General features: G+C 60.2%; 16 protein-coding genes and 1 tRNA gene. 5 read left to right on the forward strand and 12 right to left on the reverse strand.

The annotated features are described in order from the left end of the window. Positions 1 to 35: 35 nt before the first annotated feature. From ACSSVY_RS14425 to ACSSVY_RS14435, 3 genes are all read left to right on the forward strand, one after another. Positions 36 to 479: a MaoC family dehydratase gene (locus ACSSVY_RS14425; RefSeq protein WP_009819049.1), complete on the forward strand. Its 444-nt coding sequence runs from the start codon at positions 36 to 38 to the stop codon at positions 477 to 479. Positions 480 to 520: 41 nt separating this feature from the next. Continuing rightward, a complete protein-coding gene (locus ACSSVY_RS14430; RefSeq protein ID WP_454270292.1) occupies positions 521 to 1,489 on the forward strand; it encodes a glycosyltransferase family 2 protein in 969 nt (322 codons plus the stop codon). Between the two features lie 197 nt (positions 1,490 to 1,686). Further along, positions 1,687 to 3,234, forward strand: coding sequence for a DEAD/DEAH box helicase (locus tag ACSSVY_RS14435; RefSeq protein ID WP_454270293.1), 1,548 nt, complete (start codon positions 1,687 to 1,689; stop codon positions 3,232 to 3,234). 123 nt (positions 3,235 to 3,357) lie between these two features. Here the strand turns inward: ACSSVY_RS14435 and ACSSVY_RS14440 are convergent, their stop codons facing one another. Then, positions 3,358 to 4,644: an ATP-binding protein gene (locus ACSSVY_RS14440; protein ID WP_454270295.1), complete on the reverse strand. Its 1,287-nt coding sequence runs from the start codon at positions 4,642 to 4,644 to the stop codon at positions 3,358 to 3,360. A gap of 39 nt (positions 4,645 to 4,683) precedes the next feature. Here ACSSVY_RS14440 and ACSSVY_RS14445 point away from each other — a divergent pair, with 39 nt between their 5' ends. Beyond that, positions 4,684 to 5,595, forward strand: coding sequence for an MBL fold metallo-hydrolase (locus ACSSVY_RS14445; protein ID WP_454270297.1), 912 nt, complete (start codon positions 4,684 to 4,686; stop codon positions 5,593 to 5,595). 79 nt (positions 5,596 to 5,674) lie between these two features. Next, a tRNA-Asn gene (locus tag ACSSVY_RS14450) sits at positions 5,675 to 5,749 on the forward strand. Between the two features lie 172 nt (positions 5,750 to 5,921). Here the strand turns inward: ACSSVY_RS14450 and ACSSVY_RS14455 are convergent. From ACSSVY_RS14455 to ACSSVY_RS14505, 11 genes are all read right to left on the reverse strand, one after another. Continuing rightward, positions 5,922 to 6,122 (reverse strand): hypothetical protein, encoded by a 201-nt coding sequence (locus ACSSVY_RS14455; RefSeq protein WP_454270299.1) that lies wholly within the window; start codon positions 6,120 to 6,122, stop codon positions 5,922 to 5,924. Beyond that, on the reverse strand, positions 6,110 to 6,445 hold the full coding sequence (locus ACSSVY_RS14460; protein ID WP_454270300.1) for a hypothetical protein: 336 nt from the start codon (positions 6,443 to 6,445) through the stop codon (positions 6,110 to 6,112). Before ACSSVY_RS14460 ends, ACSSVY_RS14455 begins: the two co-directional genes overlap by 13 nt. 401 nt (positions 6,446 to 6,846) lie before the next feature. Beyond that, positions 6,847 to 8,145 (reverse strand): phage major capsid protein, encoded by a 1,299-nt coding sequence (locus tag ACSSVY_RS14465; protein ID WP_454270302.1) that lies wholly within the window; start codon positions 8,143 to 8,145, stop codon positions 6,847 to 6,849. Beyond that, positions 8,102 to 8,368, reverse strand: a complete 267-nt coding sequence (locus ACSSVY_RS14470; RefSeq protein ID WP_454270304.1) for a hypothetical protein — start codon at positions 8,366 to 8,368, stop codon at positions 8,102 to 8,104. Before ACSSVY_RS14470 ends, ACSSVY_RS14465 begins: the two co-directional genes overlap by 44 nt. Next, positions 8,368 to 8,619: a hypothetical protein gene (locus ACSSVY_RS14475; protein ID WP_454270306.1), complete on the reverse strand. Its 252-nt coding sequence runs from the start codon at positions 8,617 to 8,619 to the stop codon at positions 8,368 to 8,370. Before ACSSVY_RS14475 ends, ACSSVY_RS14470 begins: the two co-directional genes overlap by 1 nt. Positions 8,620 to 8,846: 227 nt before the next feature. Then, on the reverse strand, positions 8,847 to 11,180 hold the full coding sequence (locus ACSSVY_RS14480) for a phage/plasmid primase, P4 family (protein WP_454270308.1): 2,334 nt from the start codon (positions 11,178 to 11,180) through the stop codon (positions 8,847 to 8,849). A gap of 91 nt (positions 11,181 to 11,271) precedes the next feature. Further along, positions 11,272 to 11,475 carry a hypothetical protein gene (locus tag ACSSVY_RS14485; RefSeq protein WP_454270310.1) on the reverse strand — a complete coding sequence of 68 codons (204 nt, stop codon included), beginning with the start codon at positions 11,473 to 11,475 and terminating at the stop codon, positions 11,272 to 11,274. 110 nt (positions 11,476 to 11,585) lie between these two features. Then, positions 11,586 to 11,816 (reverse strand): hypothetical protein, encoded by a 231-nt coding sequence (locus tag ACSSVY_RS14490; RefSeq protein WP_454270311.1) that lies wholly within the window; start codon positions 11,814 to 11,816, stop codon positions 11,586 to 11,588. Further along, on the reverse strand, positions 11,816 to 12,064 hold the full coding sequence (locus ACSSVY_RS14495; RefSeq protein ID WP_454270313.1) for a hypothetical protein: 249 nt from the start codon (positions 12,062 to 12,064) through the stop codon (positions 11,816 to 11,818). The genes ACSSVY_RS14490 and ACSSVY_RS14495 overlap by 1 nt, the downstream gene beginning before the upstream one ends. Before the next feature lie 95 nt (positions 12,065 to 12,159). Then, the gene (locus ACSSVY_RS14500; RefSeq protein WP_454270315.1) at positions 12,160 to 12,555 is read right to left on the reverse strand and encodes a hypothetical protein; all 396 of its coding nucleotides are present in this window, start codon (positions 12,553 to 12,555) and stop codon (positions 12,160 to 12,162) included. Continuing rightward, complete coding sequence (locus tag ACSSVY_RS14505) at positions 12,552 to 13,763, reverse strand: tyrosine-type recombinase/integrase (protein ID WP_454270317.1); 1,212 nt, start codon at positions 13,761 to 13,763, stop codon at positions 12,552 to 12,554. The genes ACSSVY_RS14500 and ACSSVY_RS14505 overlap by 4 nt, the downstream gene beginning before the upstream one ends. Between the last annotated feature and the right edge of the window lie 12 nt (positions 13,764 to 13,775).

Raw genomic sequence — 13,775 nt, forward strand, 5'->3', positions numbered from 1 at the left:
CTGATAATTACGCACCAAACCTGTTGGAGGGGCGAATGTTGGACAATATGCCGCGCGGCACGATCTGTATCGAAGACATCGAGATGGGCATGACCCGCCATCTGCGCAAAGTCGTGACTGACCGCGACATCGAGCTGTTTGCCGAAGTCTCGACTGACCGAAACCCGGTGCATCTGGATGACGCCTATGCTCAGGACACGATCTTCGAGGGACGCATCGCGCATGGCATGCTGACCGCTGGCCTCATCTCTGCGGTGATCGGCGAGCAACTTCCGGGACACGGCACCGTCTACATGGGTCAAACCCTTAAATTCCTCGCTCCCGTGCGCCCCGGCGACATGGTCCATGCCGAGGTTGAAGTGATCGGCATCGACCACGGCAAACGTCGCGTGCAACTCGACTGCCGCTGTCTGGTGAATGGCAAAAAGGTGTTGATCGGCGAAGCCACGGTTCTCGCCCCCTCGCGCAAGTTCGATTAACGACCCTTGCGCGCGCTACGCGCTGACAGCATTCTGCGCGCATGAACGCAGCACCCACCTGGGGCGTGGTCGCCACGATCAAGGCCCCCACCCGTGACATCCTCACTTTCGCCGCCCATCATCTCGATCTGGGCGCGCACCGCGTGCATGTCTATCTCGACGCCCCCGACCCACAGGCCGAGGCCGTTCTGCGCGCCCATCCCAAATGCCGGGTCATCCTCTGTGATGATGACTACTGGCGGCGCAGGTCGCGTCAGGGTCGCCCCGAGAAACACCAACCGCGCCAGAGCCTCAACGCCACCCATTGCCTCACCAAACGCCCGCAGGTCGATTGGCTGGCGCATATCGACGTCGACGAATTCCTCTGGTCCGAAATCCCCATCGCGGACCGTCTGGCGCGGGTCGCGCCGAACCGGCTCAGCGCCCGCGTCCGCCCGGTCGAGGCGCTCGCCCCTGAACCTTACAAAATCGACGCCGAACCTTACAGAGCTTACAAGTCCTGCGCCCTCTCTCAGGCCGAAAGACGGGCGCAAACCAACGCCATTTATCCCACCTATGGCCCCTACCTGAATGGCGGGTTTCTCAGCCATGTCGCAGGCAAGGTCTTTGTCCGCACAGGCCTACCCGATATCAGTCTTCGTATCCACAATGCGTTTATAAACAAAGAGATGGACGACAAAGCTGAGGAATTACATGAACTGCGTCTCTGCCATCACCATGCAGCCACATGGGATCACTGGCTCGCCGCCTATCGCTACCGTCTCGCCCAAGGCTCTTATCGCGCCGAATTGAAGCCCGCCCCCCACTCCGACGGCTATGCCTTTAATATGCATGAGTTTTTTCAGATGCTGGAGGCTGATGGCGGTGAACTGGCCCTCCGTCGCTTCTTCACCGAAGTCTGCACCGCCACCCCGGATCTGCGACATCGACTTGCCTCTTTTGGACACCTGCACTCGATCATTCTCGACCTCGACACCAAACGCGCGCGCCACTTTCCAAACCATGCGTAAGTGTTTCCATTAAAATCATAATCTCCGGTTTGAACCCCGGTATTGTTGCCAAGAAAATGCGATGCATTGACGCTGGCGCCGATCTCAGGTAAGTGCTGCGCAGCGGGTCATCCATGTGGAGAACCACAGGCCCATGAGGGGCCCGAACCCGCGCCAGACGTACGGGCCAGGATTGTGTCCGTAAACCACGGATACACATGACAAAATTTTCTGATCTGAACCTGAATCCCAAGGTCCTTAAAGCCATCGAAGAGGCTGGTTACGAGACCCCGACCCCCATTCAGGCCGAAGCCATCCCCCACGCGCTGCAAGGCCGCGACGTCCTAGGGATCGCCCAAACCGGCACCGGCAAAACCGCCAGCTTCACGCTGCCGATGCTGTCACTGCTGTCCCGCGGCCGCGCCCGCGCCCGGATGCCACGCAGTCTGGTTCTGTGCCCGACACGCGAACTCGCAGCCCAGGTGGCTGAGAATTTTAATACATATTCCAAGCACTTAAAGCTCACAAAAGCGCTGCTTATCGGCGGTGTCAGCTTCAAGGAACAGGACAAACTGATCGACAAGGGCGTGGATGTTCTGATTGCTACACCGGGCCGCCTGCTCGATCATTTCGAGCGTGGCAAGCTCTTGCTGACCGGTGTCCAAATCATGGTCGTAGACGAGGCCGACCGCATGCTCGACATGGGTTTCATCCCTGATATTGAACGGATTTTCAGCCTCACACCCTTCACGCGCCAGACGCTTTTCTTTTCGGCCACGATGGCGCCTGAGATCGAGCGCATCACCAATACCTTCCTGTCGAACCCCGCCCGCGTCGAGGTTGCGCGACAGGCCACCGCGTCCGAGACCATCGAACAGGGCGTGGTCATGTTCAAGCCGACACGCCGCGAGAACGCAGATAGCGAAAAGCGCAGGCTTCTGCGCGCATTGATTGACCGTGAAGGCGAGGCCTGTAGCAATGCAATCATCTTCTGCAACCGCAAGGTTGATGTAGATGTGGTCGCTAAGTCCTTGATGAAATACGGTTATGACGCAGCCCCCATCCACGGCGATCTGGAACAGAGCCAACGCACACGCACCCTTGACGGCTTCCGTGCTGGCACCTTGCGTTTTCTCATTGCATCGGATGTCGCCGCGCGTGGACTCGATGTCCCCGCCGTCAGCCATGTTTTCAACTTTGACGTCCCCAGCCATGCCGAAGACTACGTTCACCGCATCGGCCGCACCGGCCGCGCCGGTCGCGCCGGCAAGGCGTTGATGATCTGTAACCCGCGTGACGAAAAGAACCTCGCAGGCGTTGAAGCCTTGCTTCAAAAGGAAATTCCTCGGGTTGAGAGCCCCGTTACCCTGGGCGCACCGACAACCAACGCAGAGCCTCCGCAAGGCAGTGACGAGCGCCCCGCCAAGCCCCGCCGGTCGCGTACTGCGAGCCGCAGCAAAGGAAAGTCCGACAACGCCCCCCTGCCCGCGCTAAATCCTGCAGAGCCTGTCGCGGAAGTGATGGCTGTCAAACCCGAGCAGCGCGCGACAATCTCGGAACGACCGGCTCCTCGCCAAGAGAGTCAACCCGAACGTTCACAAGAACGCCAGAGCGAGCGCCCGCAAGAGCGAGGCCCGCGGCAAGGCGGTGGGAACAGCGGTGGTCGTGGACGGCAGGATCAAGCTGGTGGTCCTCGTGTTGTGGGCTTGGGCGATCATCTGCCTAGCTTTATCGCACTCAGCTTCGATGAGCGGCGCGCAAGCTAACCTACTTATATTAAAAGATTTTCTATCGGCATAGGTGGCCCGTCAAGCGCCACCTATGGTGTGGATGGTCTGCATCGAATTTGATTCATTTCAGAATGAACTATGATCCGTCCCGATTGCGCGTCACCGAGCGATCACAATATCAGCGCACAAGCCGCCCAAACGCACACTTTCGCCCAATCGCAACGTACCACCATGTGCCCGCGCCACATCCAAAACAATTGATAAACCCAAGCCGACTCCCATGCCACGATTCTGATTGCGCGCAGGCTCCAGACGCGTAAACGGTTTGATGGCGTCGCCCCGGCTATCAGGCGGAATACCAGGTCCATCATCTTCCACCCGGATGCGCAGGGATTTTTCTGTCATAACGACAGAAACCTCGGCTCGCGACCCATAGCGCACAGCATTGTTGATCAGATTTTCAACAGCTCTTCGGATGTTCGCTGGCCGCAGAGCAATATTTCCCTCTCCGCGCGTCTCAACCAGCGTCACAGGAACCTGCGCCCGTCGCGCATCCTCGACAATTTGCCTCACGAGATCAATTGGATCGACGGGCTCAGCTTCGCCTTCATGCGCACCACGGGCAAAGGCCAAAAAGCCATCGAGCAATCTCTCCATATCCACCACATCGCGCAACATTGGCGCGGCTTCTTCGTGATCCAACATCGCAAGGCCTAACCGAAGTCGGGTCAACGGGGTGCGCAAGTCGTGGCTGACGCCCGACAGCATTAAGGTGCGTTGTTCGATCTGTCGTTCCAACCGAGCGCGCATATCAAGAAACGCGTTGCCCGCAGCGCGCACCTCTATGGCACCTGCCGGGCGGTAGGCTACATGCCGGCCGCGCCCAAACGCCTCTGCCGCCTCTGCAAGGCGCGTGATTGGCCGCAGTTGTTTGCGCATGTAAACATACGAAACAACTGTCATCAAAATCCCATAAAATGCAAGATTTACAAGAACTTGATAGGGTCTGCGCGCTGATACTCGACGACGGTCGAATACAAGTTCGATAGCCGACTCGTCTCGTTGAAAATACAAGATGACATACCTGCTATCGGCCAATGAAACGCGTTCCAAATCATCGAAATACTCTCGCAACTCACGGATGACCACATTCCCAGACAGATCGAACCAGTCATACTCATCTGCAAGAGGAATCTCTGACATTGGTACGCGCCGCCGCTCGATCTCAAGTATGTCGGCAACCGAGCTCCCCTCAGGTTCGGCCAACACCAGCCGAATCTCTCGCGCCACGGTCTTTACCATCTGCTGTGTGACGTCGTCGAAGAGCCTTTGTGTAAATACCAAAGATACGACCAAAAGCAGCGTTATAACCGGCAAAAGCAGGATAAGAACCGCGCGCCCATAAAGGCTTCGGGGCATATAGGGTTTGAGCCATCGAACCGACATGGTTAAATCTAGCTGCGTGGGTTGCCAGAAGGAAGAGCCATGCAGACGGACCAAGAAAAAAGACCCCCCGTAGGCATAGCGCAAGATTTTGGGAGCGACCTCCGGAGAATTCTTGCGCCCAACCCGTCACCGATGACGTTTTGGGGTACTAATACCTACGTGCTGGGTACCCGACACTTGGCCGTAATCGACCCTGGCCCAGATGATACCGCGCATTTGCAGGCCATTCTGCGTGCGATTGGCCCCGGACAGAGCGTCAGCCATATCCTCGTCACGCACGCACATCTCGATCACTCGCCCTTGGCAGCGCGTCTCTCGGACGAAACGGGTGCACCGGTCTTCGCTTATGGCGACGCAAGAGCTGGCCGGAGCTCTGTGATGCAACGCCTCGCCGAAACGGGTATGATCGGCGGTGGAGAAGGCGTGGACGCGACTTTTACTCCTGATCAATTGCTCTTCGACGGAGAGTCCGTCGTTGGCGACGGATGGCAGATTACGCCGCACTGGACTCCCGGTCATTTTGGCAATCATCTGTGCTTTGGCATCGGAGACACAATTCTGACAGGGGATCTGGTGATGGGCTGGGCCAGTTCTCTGGTCTCGCCGCCAGATGGGGACCTCACACAATTCATGGCGTCCTGCACGCGGCTGAAAGCCCTCGATGCAAGACGTTTTCTGCCGGGTCACGGCGGACCCATAAACGATCCCGCCGCGCGCCTCGACTGGCTGATATCACACCGTTTGGCGCGCGAGGCTGCGATTCTCGAGGTCTTGTACACGGGCCCAAAGTCAGCCTCTCAAGTAGCAGCGATCGTCTACGCAGACACTCCCGCTCATCTCCTCCCCGTCGCAGGACGAAATGTACTTGCGCACCTCATTGATCTAACTCAGAAATCTCGAATTATTCCAATGGGTGAACTGCACGCCGACACAGCATTTGCGTGCCTTTGACGTATACACGAAAGCAGTCTATTTTTTGTGACAAAGCCTCTGGACCTCCTCCAACTCGGTTGCTATACGGCCCAAGTGTTCCGGCGTAGCTCAGCGGTAGAGCAGTTGACTGTTAATCAATTGGTCGTAGGTTCGATCCCTACCGCCGGAGCCAAAAATACCAAGAAAATCAGGGCTTTAAGGTTAAACCGCGAAAGCGGTTTGCCTTCCTGTTTTTTCGTGTCCGTCCTATGTCCGCAATCTGAGAGCCGTGTCCGGTCAGATTAATCAGATACAAAAGAGCCGGGCGATTCCCGCGCCCGGCCCTTGTCGATCTGGGGAAATTGTCACGCGGCGCGGCGGGCCTTGACGTAAGTCTCGGGGTTGAAACGACCCTGCACCGCCTCGGGGTCAAGCCCCGCCAAGGCGCAAACCATGTGAAAATCGCCAGAGCCTATCCATCCAGCGTCTTTGCCCTGCGCCGCGTCATGCAGCGCCGCCCCGAGAACGGCTTGCCACAAGCGCGCGTCGGGCGTCACATTTCCCACGGCCTCGGCCCCTTGGGGTTTCGATCAACGCTGCGCGCCGCGCTCTCGGCCCTCAGACGGCTTTGGGGCGTAAGGCGCAGGCTGGTGCCTAGCGTTTTGAGAACCTGCGCCTGTCGCGCGTGTTCGCGTAGCAGGATCGTATATTCCGAAAGGTCCAAAGCCCCCGGCCCATGCTCGGCTTGGTGGATCAATTGACCAATGCGGCGCAGCGAAACAGTCGTGCGGCAATAGGCGGCAAGGATCGGCAAAGACTCGGCCCCAATCCAGTCAGCGGGCAAAGCCTCGAGCGTGGCGTGCCAGACCTGCGCCCCCTCATCGGCCAATGAATAGCAAGCGTCCGGGCGCGCCTGCCTCTCCACGGGCGTTTGTGCCGGCGTTATCGCCGTGCTTGCCGCGCTCGGTCTGCCTCGTTTTGCCATCGGTGTTTCTCCACGTTTATGGTTGAAGAGCTTGGCCGCCGGTCCGTGTCTTGATGCGTCCAGAGATGGATGCACCCCCTGCCCCTTGTGGTTGCCCGCCCCGCCTGAGCGGGAAAGGGTGTCGCCTTGCCGGATTGAACCTAACTACAGGTTCGGGGGAGGCATCCGGCTTTCCGTTTTTGGTCTGGCTGTTCGACCGCATCAAAGCCCCCGTGTAACGTGCCCGGCAGGTGTGATCCCGCCGGGCTGTGGTGAAGTCCGCCTCAAACCATCGCGTCTCCACCAGCGCGCTATTCAGATCAGGCTTATCCCTCCACGGCGGTCGTGGTGTGGAAGGCCGCCGCATGACTGACCGCGACGTCGCCGCGCATGTGGCAGACAAAGCCGTATTGGTGATTTCCTGCGAAGGTCTCGCGCAGAATCTCGACGCGAATCTGCGACCTGACGCCCAACAGCAGCTTGGTAAAATCGCCCATGAAGATCGTGGATTCGTCGGTGCCCGCGCCGCCATCGACCGCAATCTGCGTCGTGGTCAGCATCGGCAGGTCTGCAATCTGGCGAGGTGCCATCAGCGGCTGCCCGTCCGTGGCTGTCAGACCAGAGAGCGTCCCTTCGTCTCGGGGGTGCGCGATGATTGCGTTCGGGCTGTGATTGGCCGTCAACAATTTCGTGCGCGCCGTGACCAGTGGAGCGAAGCTGGTAAGCGCGCCGGAAAGCGCGGTCGTCAGGATGCCCGATTGATTGGCGATCCCCCGCGGTTGCGGCGCCGTGCCAGTTCCGATCAACGCGACGCGGTCCCATTCCTGTGCAAGCGCGGCTGTCAGGATGCGCGGCAATTCCGTTCCGAGGTTGAGCGAGTCCTCTAGGAGTTCCCGCGAGACTTTCACCAGAACCGCGAGGGATCTCGGGACGAGCGTGACCGCTGCGAAGGTAGGATCCGATTCCGCGATAGCCGCGTTCTCAGCCCGCCAGGCGGGTGTCGGGTCGGTCGCCACCTTTGCAATGACTGCGTTGTCGCTGGTCAGCGGGATTGTCCGCGCCCCAGCCCGCGACACTACCGAAGCCGCGCGCATCAGGTCGATCAGTTCCGCGCTCAAAACGGTCGGAACCGTGTGGCCGCCTGCGGAATCTGTGCCCTCGGCAAGTGCGCGGCGCTCAAGGTCCGTTTGCCCGCCAAGAACCATTGCGCGAAGGAAGCGACCGCAGCTCAGGCCTCGATAAGTCTCGGCTTCGCCCGCGTGTTCAGTTCGCGCCCAATCCGCCATCCGCTGTTCCGGCATAAGGCCAGTCGCAACCTCTATCGCGTCCGGTTCGCCGGTGCGGGCCTCTGTCGGTTCGTAGCCTGGACGGCGTGCCTCTCTTTTTGCGTTACCCTCGCGGAGTTCGGCAAACTCGATTGCTTCCCGGATTTCGTCGGTTTGGAGGATGATCTCGTTGAATTTGCGATCTTGCTCTCGGAGCTCTTTTTCGCTCGCGTTGTCTTTTAAGGCACTGATGATCGCCCGCGCCTCACGTCGCTTCTCGACGTTCAACGTTTTCAGTTCGTCCAGGTTCATGCTCTCAAGATTCATCGTCGTGCCCTTCGTCATCTTGGGGCGCTTCATCAGAGAAAACGGCCCCGGTTTCTGAGGGTGCTTTCTCCTGCGCCTCTGGCGAAGGGTGGCCAGTTGCATTGGCAACGGCGTGCCCGGTCTCGGGCAAATCACACTGCGATGATGATACGATATAACGTTTCCCACGGTCAAGCATTGCTTGGCGCAGGCGCAGCTTCCGGCGCAGCCGTGCGGCGCGAAAGTTCCGGCGTCTCTGGGCTTTGGTCTCGGCCATCAATGCACCCCCTTGCCCTGCGCCTCGATCATGTCAGCCAAGCGGCGCAGCTGGCGGGCGGTGGACTCGTCCCCCTCGAGACGGCGCATCACCTCTTGCCCGGCCATCAGAAAAGCGGCGGCGCAAAACCGGGCGCGCAGCCCCTCTTGTGGCAAGCCGTCAATCGCCGCAATCCTTCCCGCGATGGCGTTTGCCGCTGCGGTGTGTTCCTCGTCGCGCAGGTGTTCGATAAGGTCGTTGTGTGCGGTCATGGTCTTTCCTTTCGTGGTGGGGTCAAATTTCTGAATTGCGGATGCGTGAAGAAGTCTTTGCAGCCGGTTCCGGTCTGGCGGTCTGGCAAAAGGGCGGTGCCCCCTCCCGTGCCATCGCGGCGGGTATGACGCTTATGACGCTTTGCTCTATATCCGGCGTATACGCGCGCATGTGTGCGCGTGCGCGCGTATACGGTGGATAAGGTCGAAAGCGTCATAAGCGTCATTCATCGGGTTTTCAGTCCAATGAAGCCGCGCCCATGTGGTCGCCTGTGATCCTGAAAGCCGCGTGATTTCAATTCCTTGCGCAGCGTGTGCAGCGTCCAAGGGTGAAGCCCCTGCCGGTCACACCAGAATTTGAAGCGGTCATGCAGATCGGTGGTGGTGACGAATCCCGCCGGGTCTGTCGCGGTCTCGTCGATCAGGAATTGCCCAAGCGTGTCCTCGTCATCCATGTATTCAGTCGATGCCGCCGCCACCTTGGCGGGCACGTTCAAGCCCTTGTCGAGCCATTGTAACGCCCCCTCGATAGCCCATCGCAGGATTTGCGGCCCCTCGGCCCTCAGCTTATCAGACAGGCTCTTGTCGCGCCGCTCAGGTGGTATCGTGACAAGGAAGGGCACCAGCGCCACGCGGGCGCGGATCGCCTCATCTACGCCCCGGAAAGACGGTTGATTGTTTCCGGCAATCATAAGGGTCATCTGAGGGTCGAAGTCGAAGAAGTCGCCGCGCATGAAACGGGCGGTCATACGATCCCCGCCGGTCAAATCCTTGATAACGGATTCATCCCAAGTCTTGCCCACTGGCAATTCACTGCCCGCCACCAGCCGCGCGCCCTGTAGCCCGGCTAAGCCTGTCGAGTGCTTTTCGACCGCGCTGTTGAGGAAGGTTTCAGCAGCCGCGCGCCGGGCATAGTCGCCCCAGATATGGGTCAGGGTATTGAGGAAAACCGATTTGCCGTTGCGCCCTGTGCCATAGAGAAAGAGCAGCTTGTGTTCGGTCGTCAGCCCGGTCAGCGCATAGCCCGCCGCACGTTGCAGGAACGCCACCAGATCGGCGTCACCGTCGAAAATCTCATGCAGGAAGGTCAGCCATTTTTCCGGGCGTGACCCCGGCGCGGTGGGGGCGCAGGCGGTCAGCTTGGTTATCATGTCGCCCCGTGCGGCCTGTCTCAGATCCCCGGTGCGCAGATCCACCGTGCCGCCGGGTGTCCCGAGTAGAAGGCGGTTTTCGTCAAAAGCGTCAGAGCGCGCCACGCTTGCCGGGTTCGATCTGGCGAGACTTTCAACCGATGCCACGGTGATCTTGTTGCGCAACCAGCGGGATTGATCCTTGGCCCATGCGCGCAGCTTGTCGCCTTCTTTTTCGTCGAGTGCAGCGGCCTTTCGCTCGGCCCATCCCGTCAAATCCTCGGCCCGGTCGCGCAGGTAAGCGCGGGTGCGGGTCAGGTGGTCAAGCCGGTCGTCGATCTGCCATCGGGTGCCATCCCAGAAAAGCCATTTGCCCCATGTGGCGACGTGCCGGGCGTCATGGTCAAAACTGCGCGCGCCCATGTCGGTTGCAAGCGCGTCGTGGCTCAGGTCAATATCGTCGGGGGCGTTCGGGCGCGGTTGTCGATCGGCGGTTGCCGCCTGCGCGTCCGGTGCGACATAGACCGCGCCCGCCTTTGGCCCTCGGGGTGTCTTTGCGCCCGCCTGAAAGCCGCTTTCGATTGTCGCGGCTATCTCACCGGGTTCCAAACCGATGCCCGCAGCGGCGGCGCTCAGCCGTGCCTTGACGGTGGCCTCGGTCAGTTCCCCGCCCGCCACGATCTGCCCGAGATTGAAGGCGCAACTATTCAACGCGCCGTTGCGCCGCCCTTCGGGTGCCGCAAAGAGCTTTACCAGTTCATCCCGCAAAGCCTTCTCGGCCCAAGCCGTTGCGGTGCCGGTGTCGATCTGCAAGCCGCCGCTAGAAATGGCGCGCTCCGATAGCTTGGGTGCCTGCGTTGCGCGTATCTTGTTCAAGAGCCATTCCGGGCAATCGCCCAGATCAAAAAAGCCGGGTGGATTTTTCCAGCGATATGCCTTGCCGGTGCCCGGCTTGATCGTCGGCGGTGCCAGCACCATGCCGCCCTCGCCTCGCACGTCGATGCCGGATGCCAGCTTGCTTTCGCTGTTGCGGATTTCCAGATCATCGGGCCAACGGAAATAGACGTGCCAGCCCCCGCTCGGCGTTGTGGCCTCGATGGTGTCAGGCAATGGCCCGTGATCCTCGACCCAGCCGCGCAGCGTGCCCACACCGTCCTTGTCGTGGCCCTCGGGCGTGTCCGCGTCGATCACGAAAAAGCCGCTATCCGCGCCGGTGGTGATCCCCAAGAGCGCGGCGGGAAATTCCTGCCAATAGCCCCGGATCGTCTCGGGGGCGCTGGTCGCGCCCCAGCGCGCGCCGCCATTGGCCTTGCCTGCGATGAATGAACGCTTGCTGCCGTCCTTGATCCGGGCGGGAAACACATGCCAGCCCCGCGCCGCATATTCCAGCGCCGCGCCGCAAACATCTGGGAAGGTGTCTTGCATGGTCATTGCACCGCCCCCCAGATCAGAGCGGCAAGGGCTTGGGCCTGCGCCTCGGTCAGCCCATGCAGGCGCATCAGCATTTTGATTTGAAGTGATTTCATTGCGCCCCCTCCTGTGCCGTGCGGATTGCATCAACAAGGCGGTGGACCGCCGCCCAATCGGTGCAATGAACGGCAAAGCCTTCATCGCGCGCCTGGGTGCGCCACACGTAAACGTCGATTCCGCCTATTTCCGGGTCGGATTGATGGTATGTGATCGGATAGCCCGCCACCTGTTGCGGGCGCAGAAAGTGAAGTGTCATTGCTCGGCCTCACGGTTGCCCGTGACGGCGCGGTGGGTTATACTGTAACAATCGAAGCTGTCCCGCTCGATCAATTCCAGCCCCGCCCGCGTGCCGTCGCGGGTGGGGTTTTACTTTTGCAGTTCGATGATTTCGGCCCCGCCGTTGCGGCGGTGCAGTTCGGCGCGCAGCGCCTTGGCCTGTTGATCCTGAAATTCGGCCATGTCCGCGACCGCAGAGGCAATCGCTGGCAATGCCTCGGGGCAGGCTTCAAGACGCTGCAAGAGGAATTGAAGCTGCGCCCCGGTCTGGTCGCCTGCGCCCTCCAGCGTGCGCCGCACGATCATTTTTTGCCAGTCCATTATGCAGCCCCCTTGCGAACGGGGTTCGGGGTCACGATCCGGCTGTCCATGAAGCGGCGGGCGTCCTCGATCCGGTAGAGTTTACGCCCGCCGATGTAGAGGAAGGGCAGGCCATCCGGCATTGCCTCATAGCGGGCGATAGTGCGCTCGTGGCAGTTCCATTCTGCGGCCAGTTCGGCACGGGTGACGTATCCGGCCAGCAGGCCGCGCGCGGCGGTCTCGGGCTTTGCGTCTGTGGTGGTGGTCATCGGGTTGCATCCTTCTGCAAAGTGAAGTGATGCAGCCCAATATTCACACGTTTCAGGCTATGTCCAAAGGCGCTTTTGACCGTTTTCGAAAGCTGTCAAAGAAACTCCGAGCGACCGAGAAAACGATAGACCGCTCCATATGACTTAAAGTGCTGCTCCCTTTCGGGGTGATTAAATACTGCCAATGAAAGCGCCTGCCTTTTCGTCCCAACGCACTGCGCGGCGACACGGCGGACGAATTCCAGCTTTGCGGCGGTCTTTGCTTGCGCTCCGGCGTTCTGTCGCGTGAATTTCACGGGCCGCACATCAGCGGAGGCAGTGACAGTTCTCGCGTGCTCAAGGCTCATCACCATCAGCGCATGGGCTTGGTCGAGCGCATCGCGGCGTTCTGTTTCGGTCAGATCGTTGCGCATGGCCCTAAGCCAAGCCTCATCCGCGCGGCGTTTGCACTCATCCCGCAACAGTTCATGCTTTCGCCTGATGTCGTTCATCTTGCGGCCTCCAGATCAATAACCTCTGCCGCCTCAGCGCCCGTCACAAGCGCCGCTGCGCGTTCGGTAGCCTGCCGTAAAGGATCGTCCATCAAGTGCGCATAGCGGGCCGTTGTGGCGGGCTGTGAGTGCCCCAGAAGCGCGCCGATGATCGGCAAGGAAAGCCCAGCCGATGCCAGCACGCTTGCATAGGTGTGGCGCAGATCGTGCATCCGAACCGTCTTGTTGCCTTCACCGTCCACCAGCCCAGCGGCGGCGCAAATGTTCTCCCATTGCTTTTTGACCTCTTGCCTTGGCTGGCCCCCAATCTGCCCCGGAAAAACGAATTCGCCCTTGCGGTCGATCCCGTCCAGCAGCGCGACCGCCGCCGCCGATAATGGCACGCGGTGTTCGGTCTTTTGCTTTGTGGTAGATCCGGGCTTTACCCATATCCCGGCGGTCAGGTCGAATTGCGACCAGCGGGCCGATAGGGCCTCGCCCTTCCTGCATCCGGTCAGCAGCATAAGACGAAACACGTTCGCGGCCTGTTGATCGGGCAGACCGCGCAAGGCGTCTGTCAGGGCCTTGATTTCGGTCTGCGATAGATACCGCGTCCGCTTGGTCTCCTGATTTCGCTCTGTGCCTCGTGCCGGATTGTCCGAGCGCCAGCCCCAGCGGACGGCCAGCCCCAGCATTCGTGAGATAACCGAAAGGTCACGGTTTGCCATCGTCGGCGCGGTGCGGCTCAGGGTCCGGTGATACGCCTCTATATCCGCGTGCCGCAAATCCTCGACCTTGTGGTGTTTGAAATATTCGCGGATGCCCTTGCGCCGGGCGCTGCCATGAATTGACTGGCGATATTGCTTTTGCGTTGCCGGTCGCAGGCGTGGCAAATGATCCTCCTCGAAGCGGTCGCAAAGGTCCGCGACCGTGCGGGCGTTCCGGGCCTCCTCCAATTCCGCAAGCGGATCATGCCCGAGGCGGATTTTCGCCTTCATGTCTGCGGCAAATTTCCGGGCCGCTGTTGCCTTCCATTCTGTCGCGCTGCCGATGGTGTAGCGGCGTTCCCGGCCAGCGATGCGATAGTTGAGGATGTAGGCTTTCGCGCCGCTCTTTGTGACGCGAACACCAAAGCCCGAAACGTCGCTGTCATATGTGATCCTTGCCCCTCGATCTGGCGCGGGCAGTTCCCTCACCAGCTTGTCGGTCAGGCGTTGAGATTTATTCATTTGGTCCTCGCT

The sequence above is a fragment of the Roseovarius sp. MBR-51 genome, assembly GCF_053628575.1.

What these genes read in the sequence shown, in the direction of transcription:
- ACSSVY_RS14490 (WP_454270311.1), bottom strand. Translation starts at nt 11,816, where the DNA reads ATGGACTGGCAAAAAATGATCGTGCGGCGCACGCTGGAGGGCGCAGGC.
- ACSSVY_RS14465 (WP_454270302.1), bottom strand. Translation starts at nt 8,145, where the DNA reads ATGAAGCGCCCCAAGATGACGAAGGGCACGACGATGAATCTTGAGAGC.
- ACSSVY_RS14435 (WP_454270293.1), top strand. Translation starts at nt 1,687, where the DNA reads ATGACAAAATTTTCTGATCTGAACCTGAATCCCAAGGTCCTTAAAGCC.
- ACSSVY_RS14475 (WP_454270306.1), bottom strand. Translation starts at nt 8,619, where the DNA reads ATGACCGCACACAACGACCTTATCGAACACCTGCGCGACGAGGAACAC.
- ACSSVY_RS14445 (WP_454270297.1), top strand. Translation starts at nt 4,684, where the DNA reads ATGCAGACGGACCAAGAAAAAAGACCCCCCGTAGGCATAGCGCAAGAT.
- ACSSVY_RS14500 (WP_454270315.1), bottom strand. Translation starts at nt 12,555, where the DNA reads ATGAACGACATCAGGCGAAAGCATGAACTGTTGCGGGATGAGTGCAAA.
- ACSSVY_RS14505 (WP_454270317.1), bottom strand. Translation starts at nt 13,763, where the DNA reads ATGAATAAATCTCAACGCCTGACCGACAAGCTGGTGAGGGAACTGCCC.
- ACSSVY_RS14425 (WP_009819049.1), top strand. Translation starts at nt 36, where the DNA reads ATGTTGGACAATATGCCGCGCGGCACGATCTGTATCGAAGACATCGAG.
- ACSSVY_RS14440 (WP_454270295.1), bottom strand. Translation starts at nt 4,644, where the DNA reads ATGTCGGTTCGATGGCTCAAACCCTATATGCCCCGAAGCCTTTATGGG.
- ACSSVY_RS14495 (WP_454270313.1), bottom strand. Translation starts at nt 12,064, where the DNA reads ATGACCACCACCACAGACGCAAAGCCCGAGACCGCCGCGCGCGGCCTG.
- ACSSVY_RS14430 (WP_454270292.1), top strand. Translation starts at nt 521, where the DNA reads ATGAACGCAGCACCCACCTGGGGCGTGGTCGCCACGATCAAGGCCCCC.
- ACSSVY_RS14485 (WP_454270310.1), bottom strand. Translation starts at nt 11,475, where the DNA reads ATGACACTTCACTTTCTGCGCCCGCAACAGGTGGCGGGCTATCCGATC.
- ACSSVY_RS14470 (WP_454270304.1), bottom strand. Translation starts at nt 8,368, where the DNA reads ATGGCCGAGACCAAAGCCCAGAGACGCCGGAACTTTCGCGCCGCACGG.
- ACSSVY_RS14480 (WP_454270308.1), bottom strand. Translation starts at nt 11,180, where the DNA reads ATGACCATGCAAGACACCTTCCCAGATGTTTGCGGCGCGGCGCTGGAA.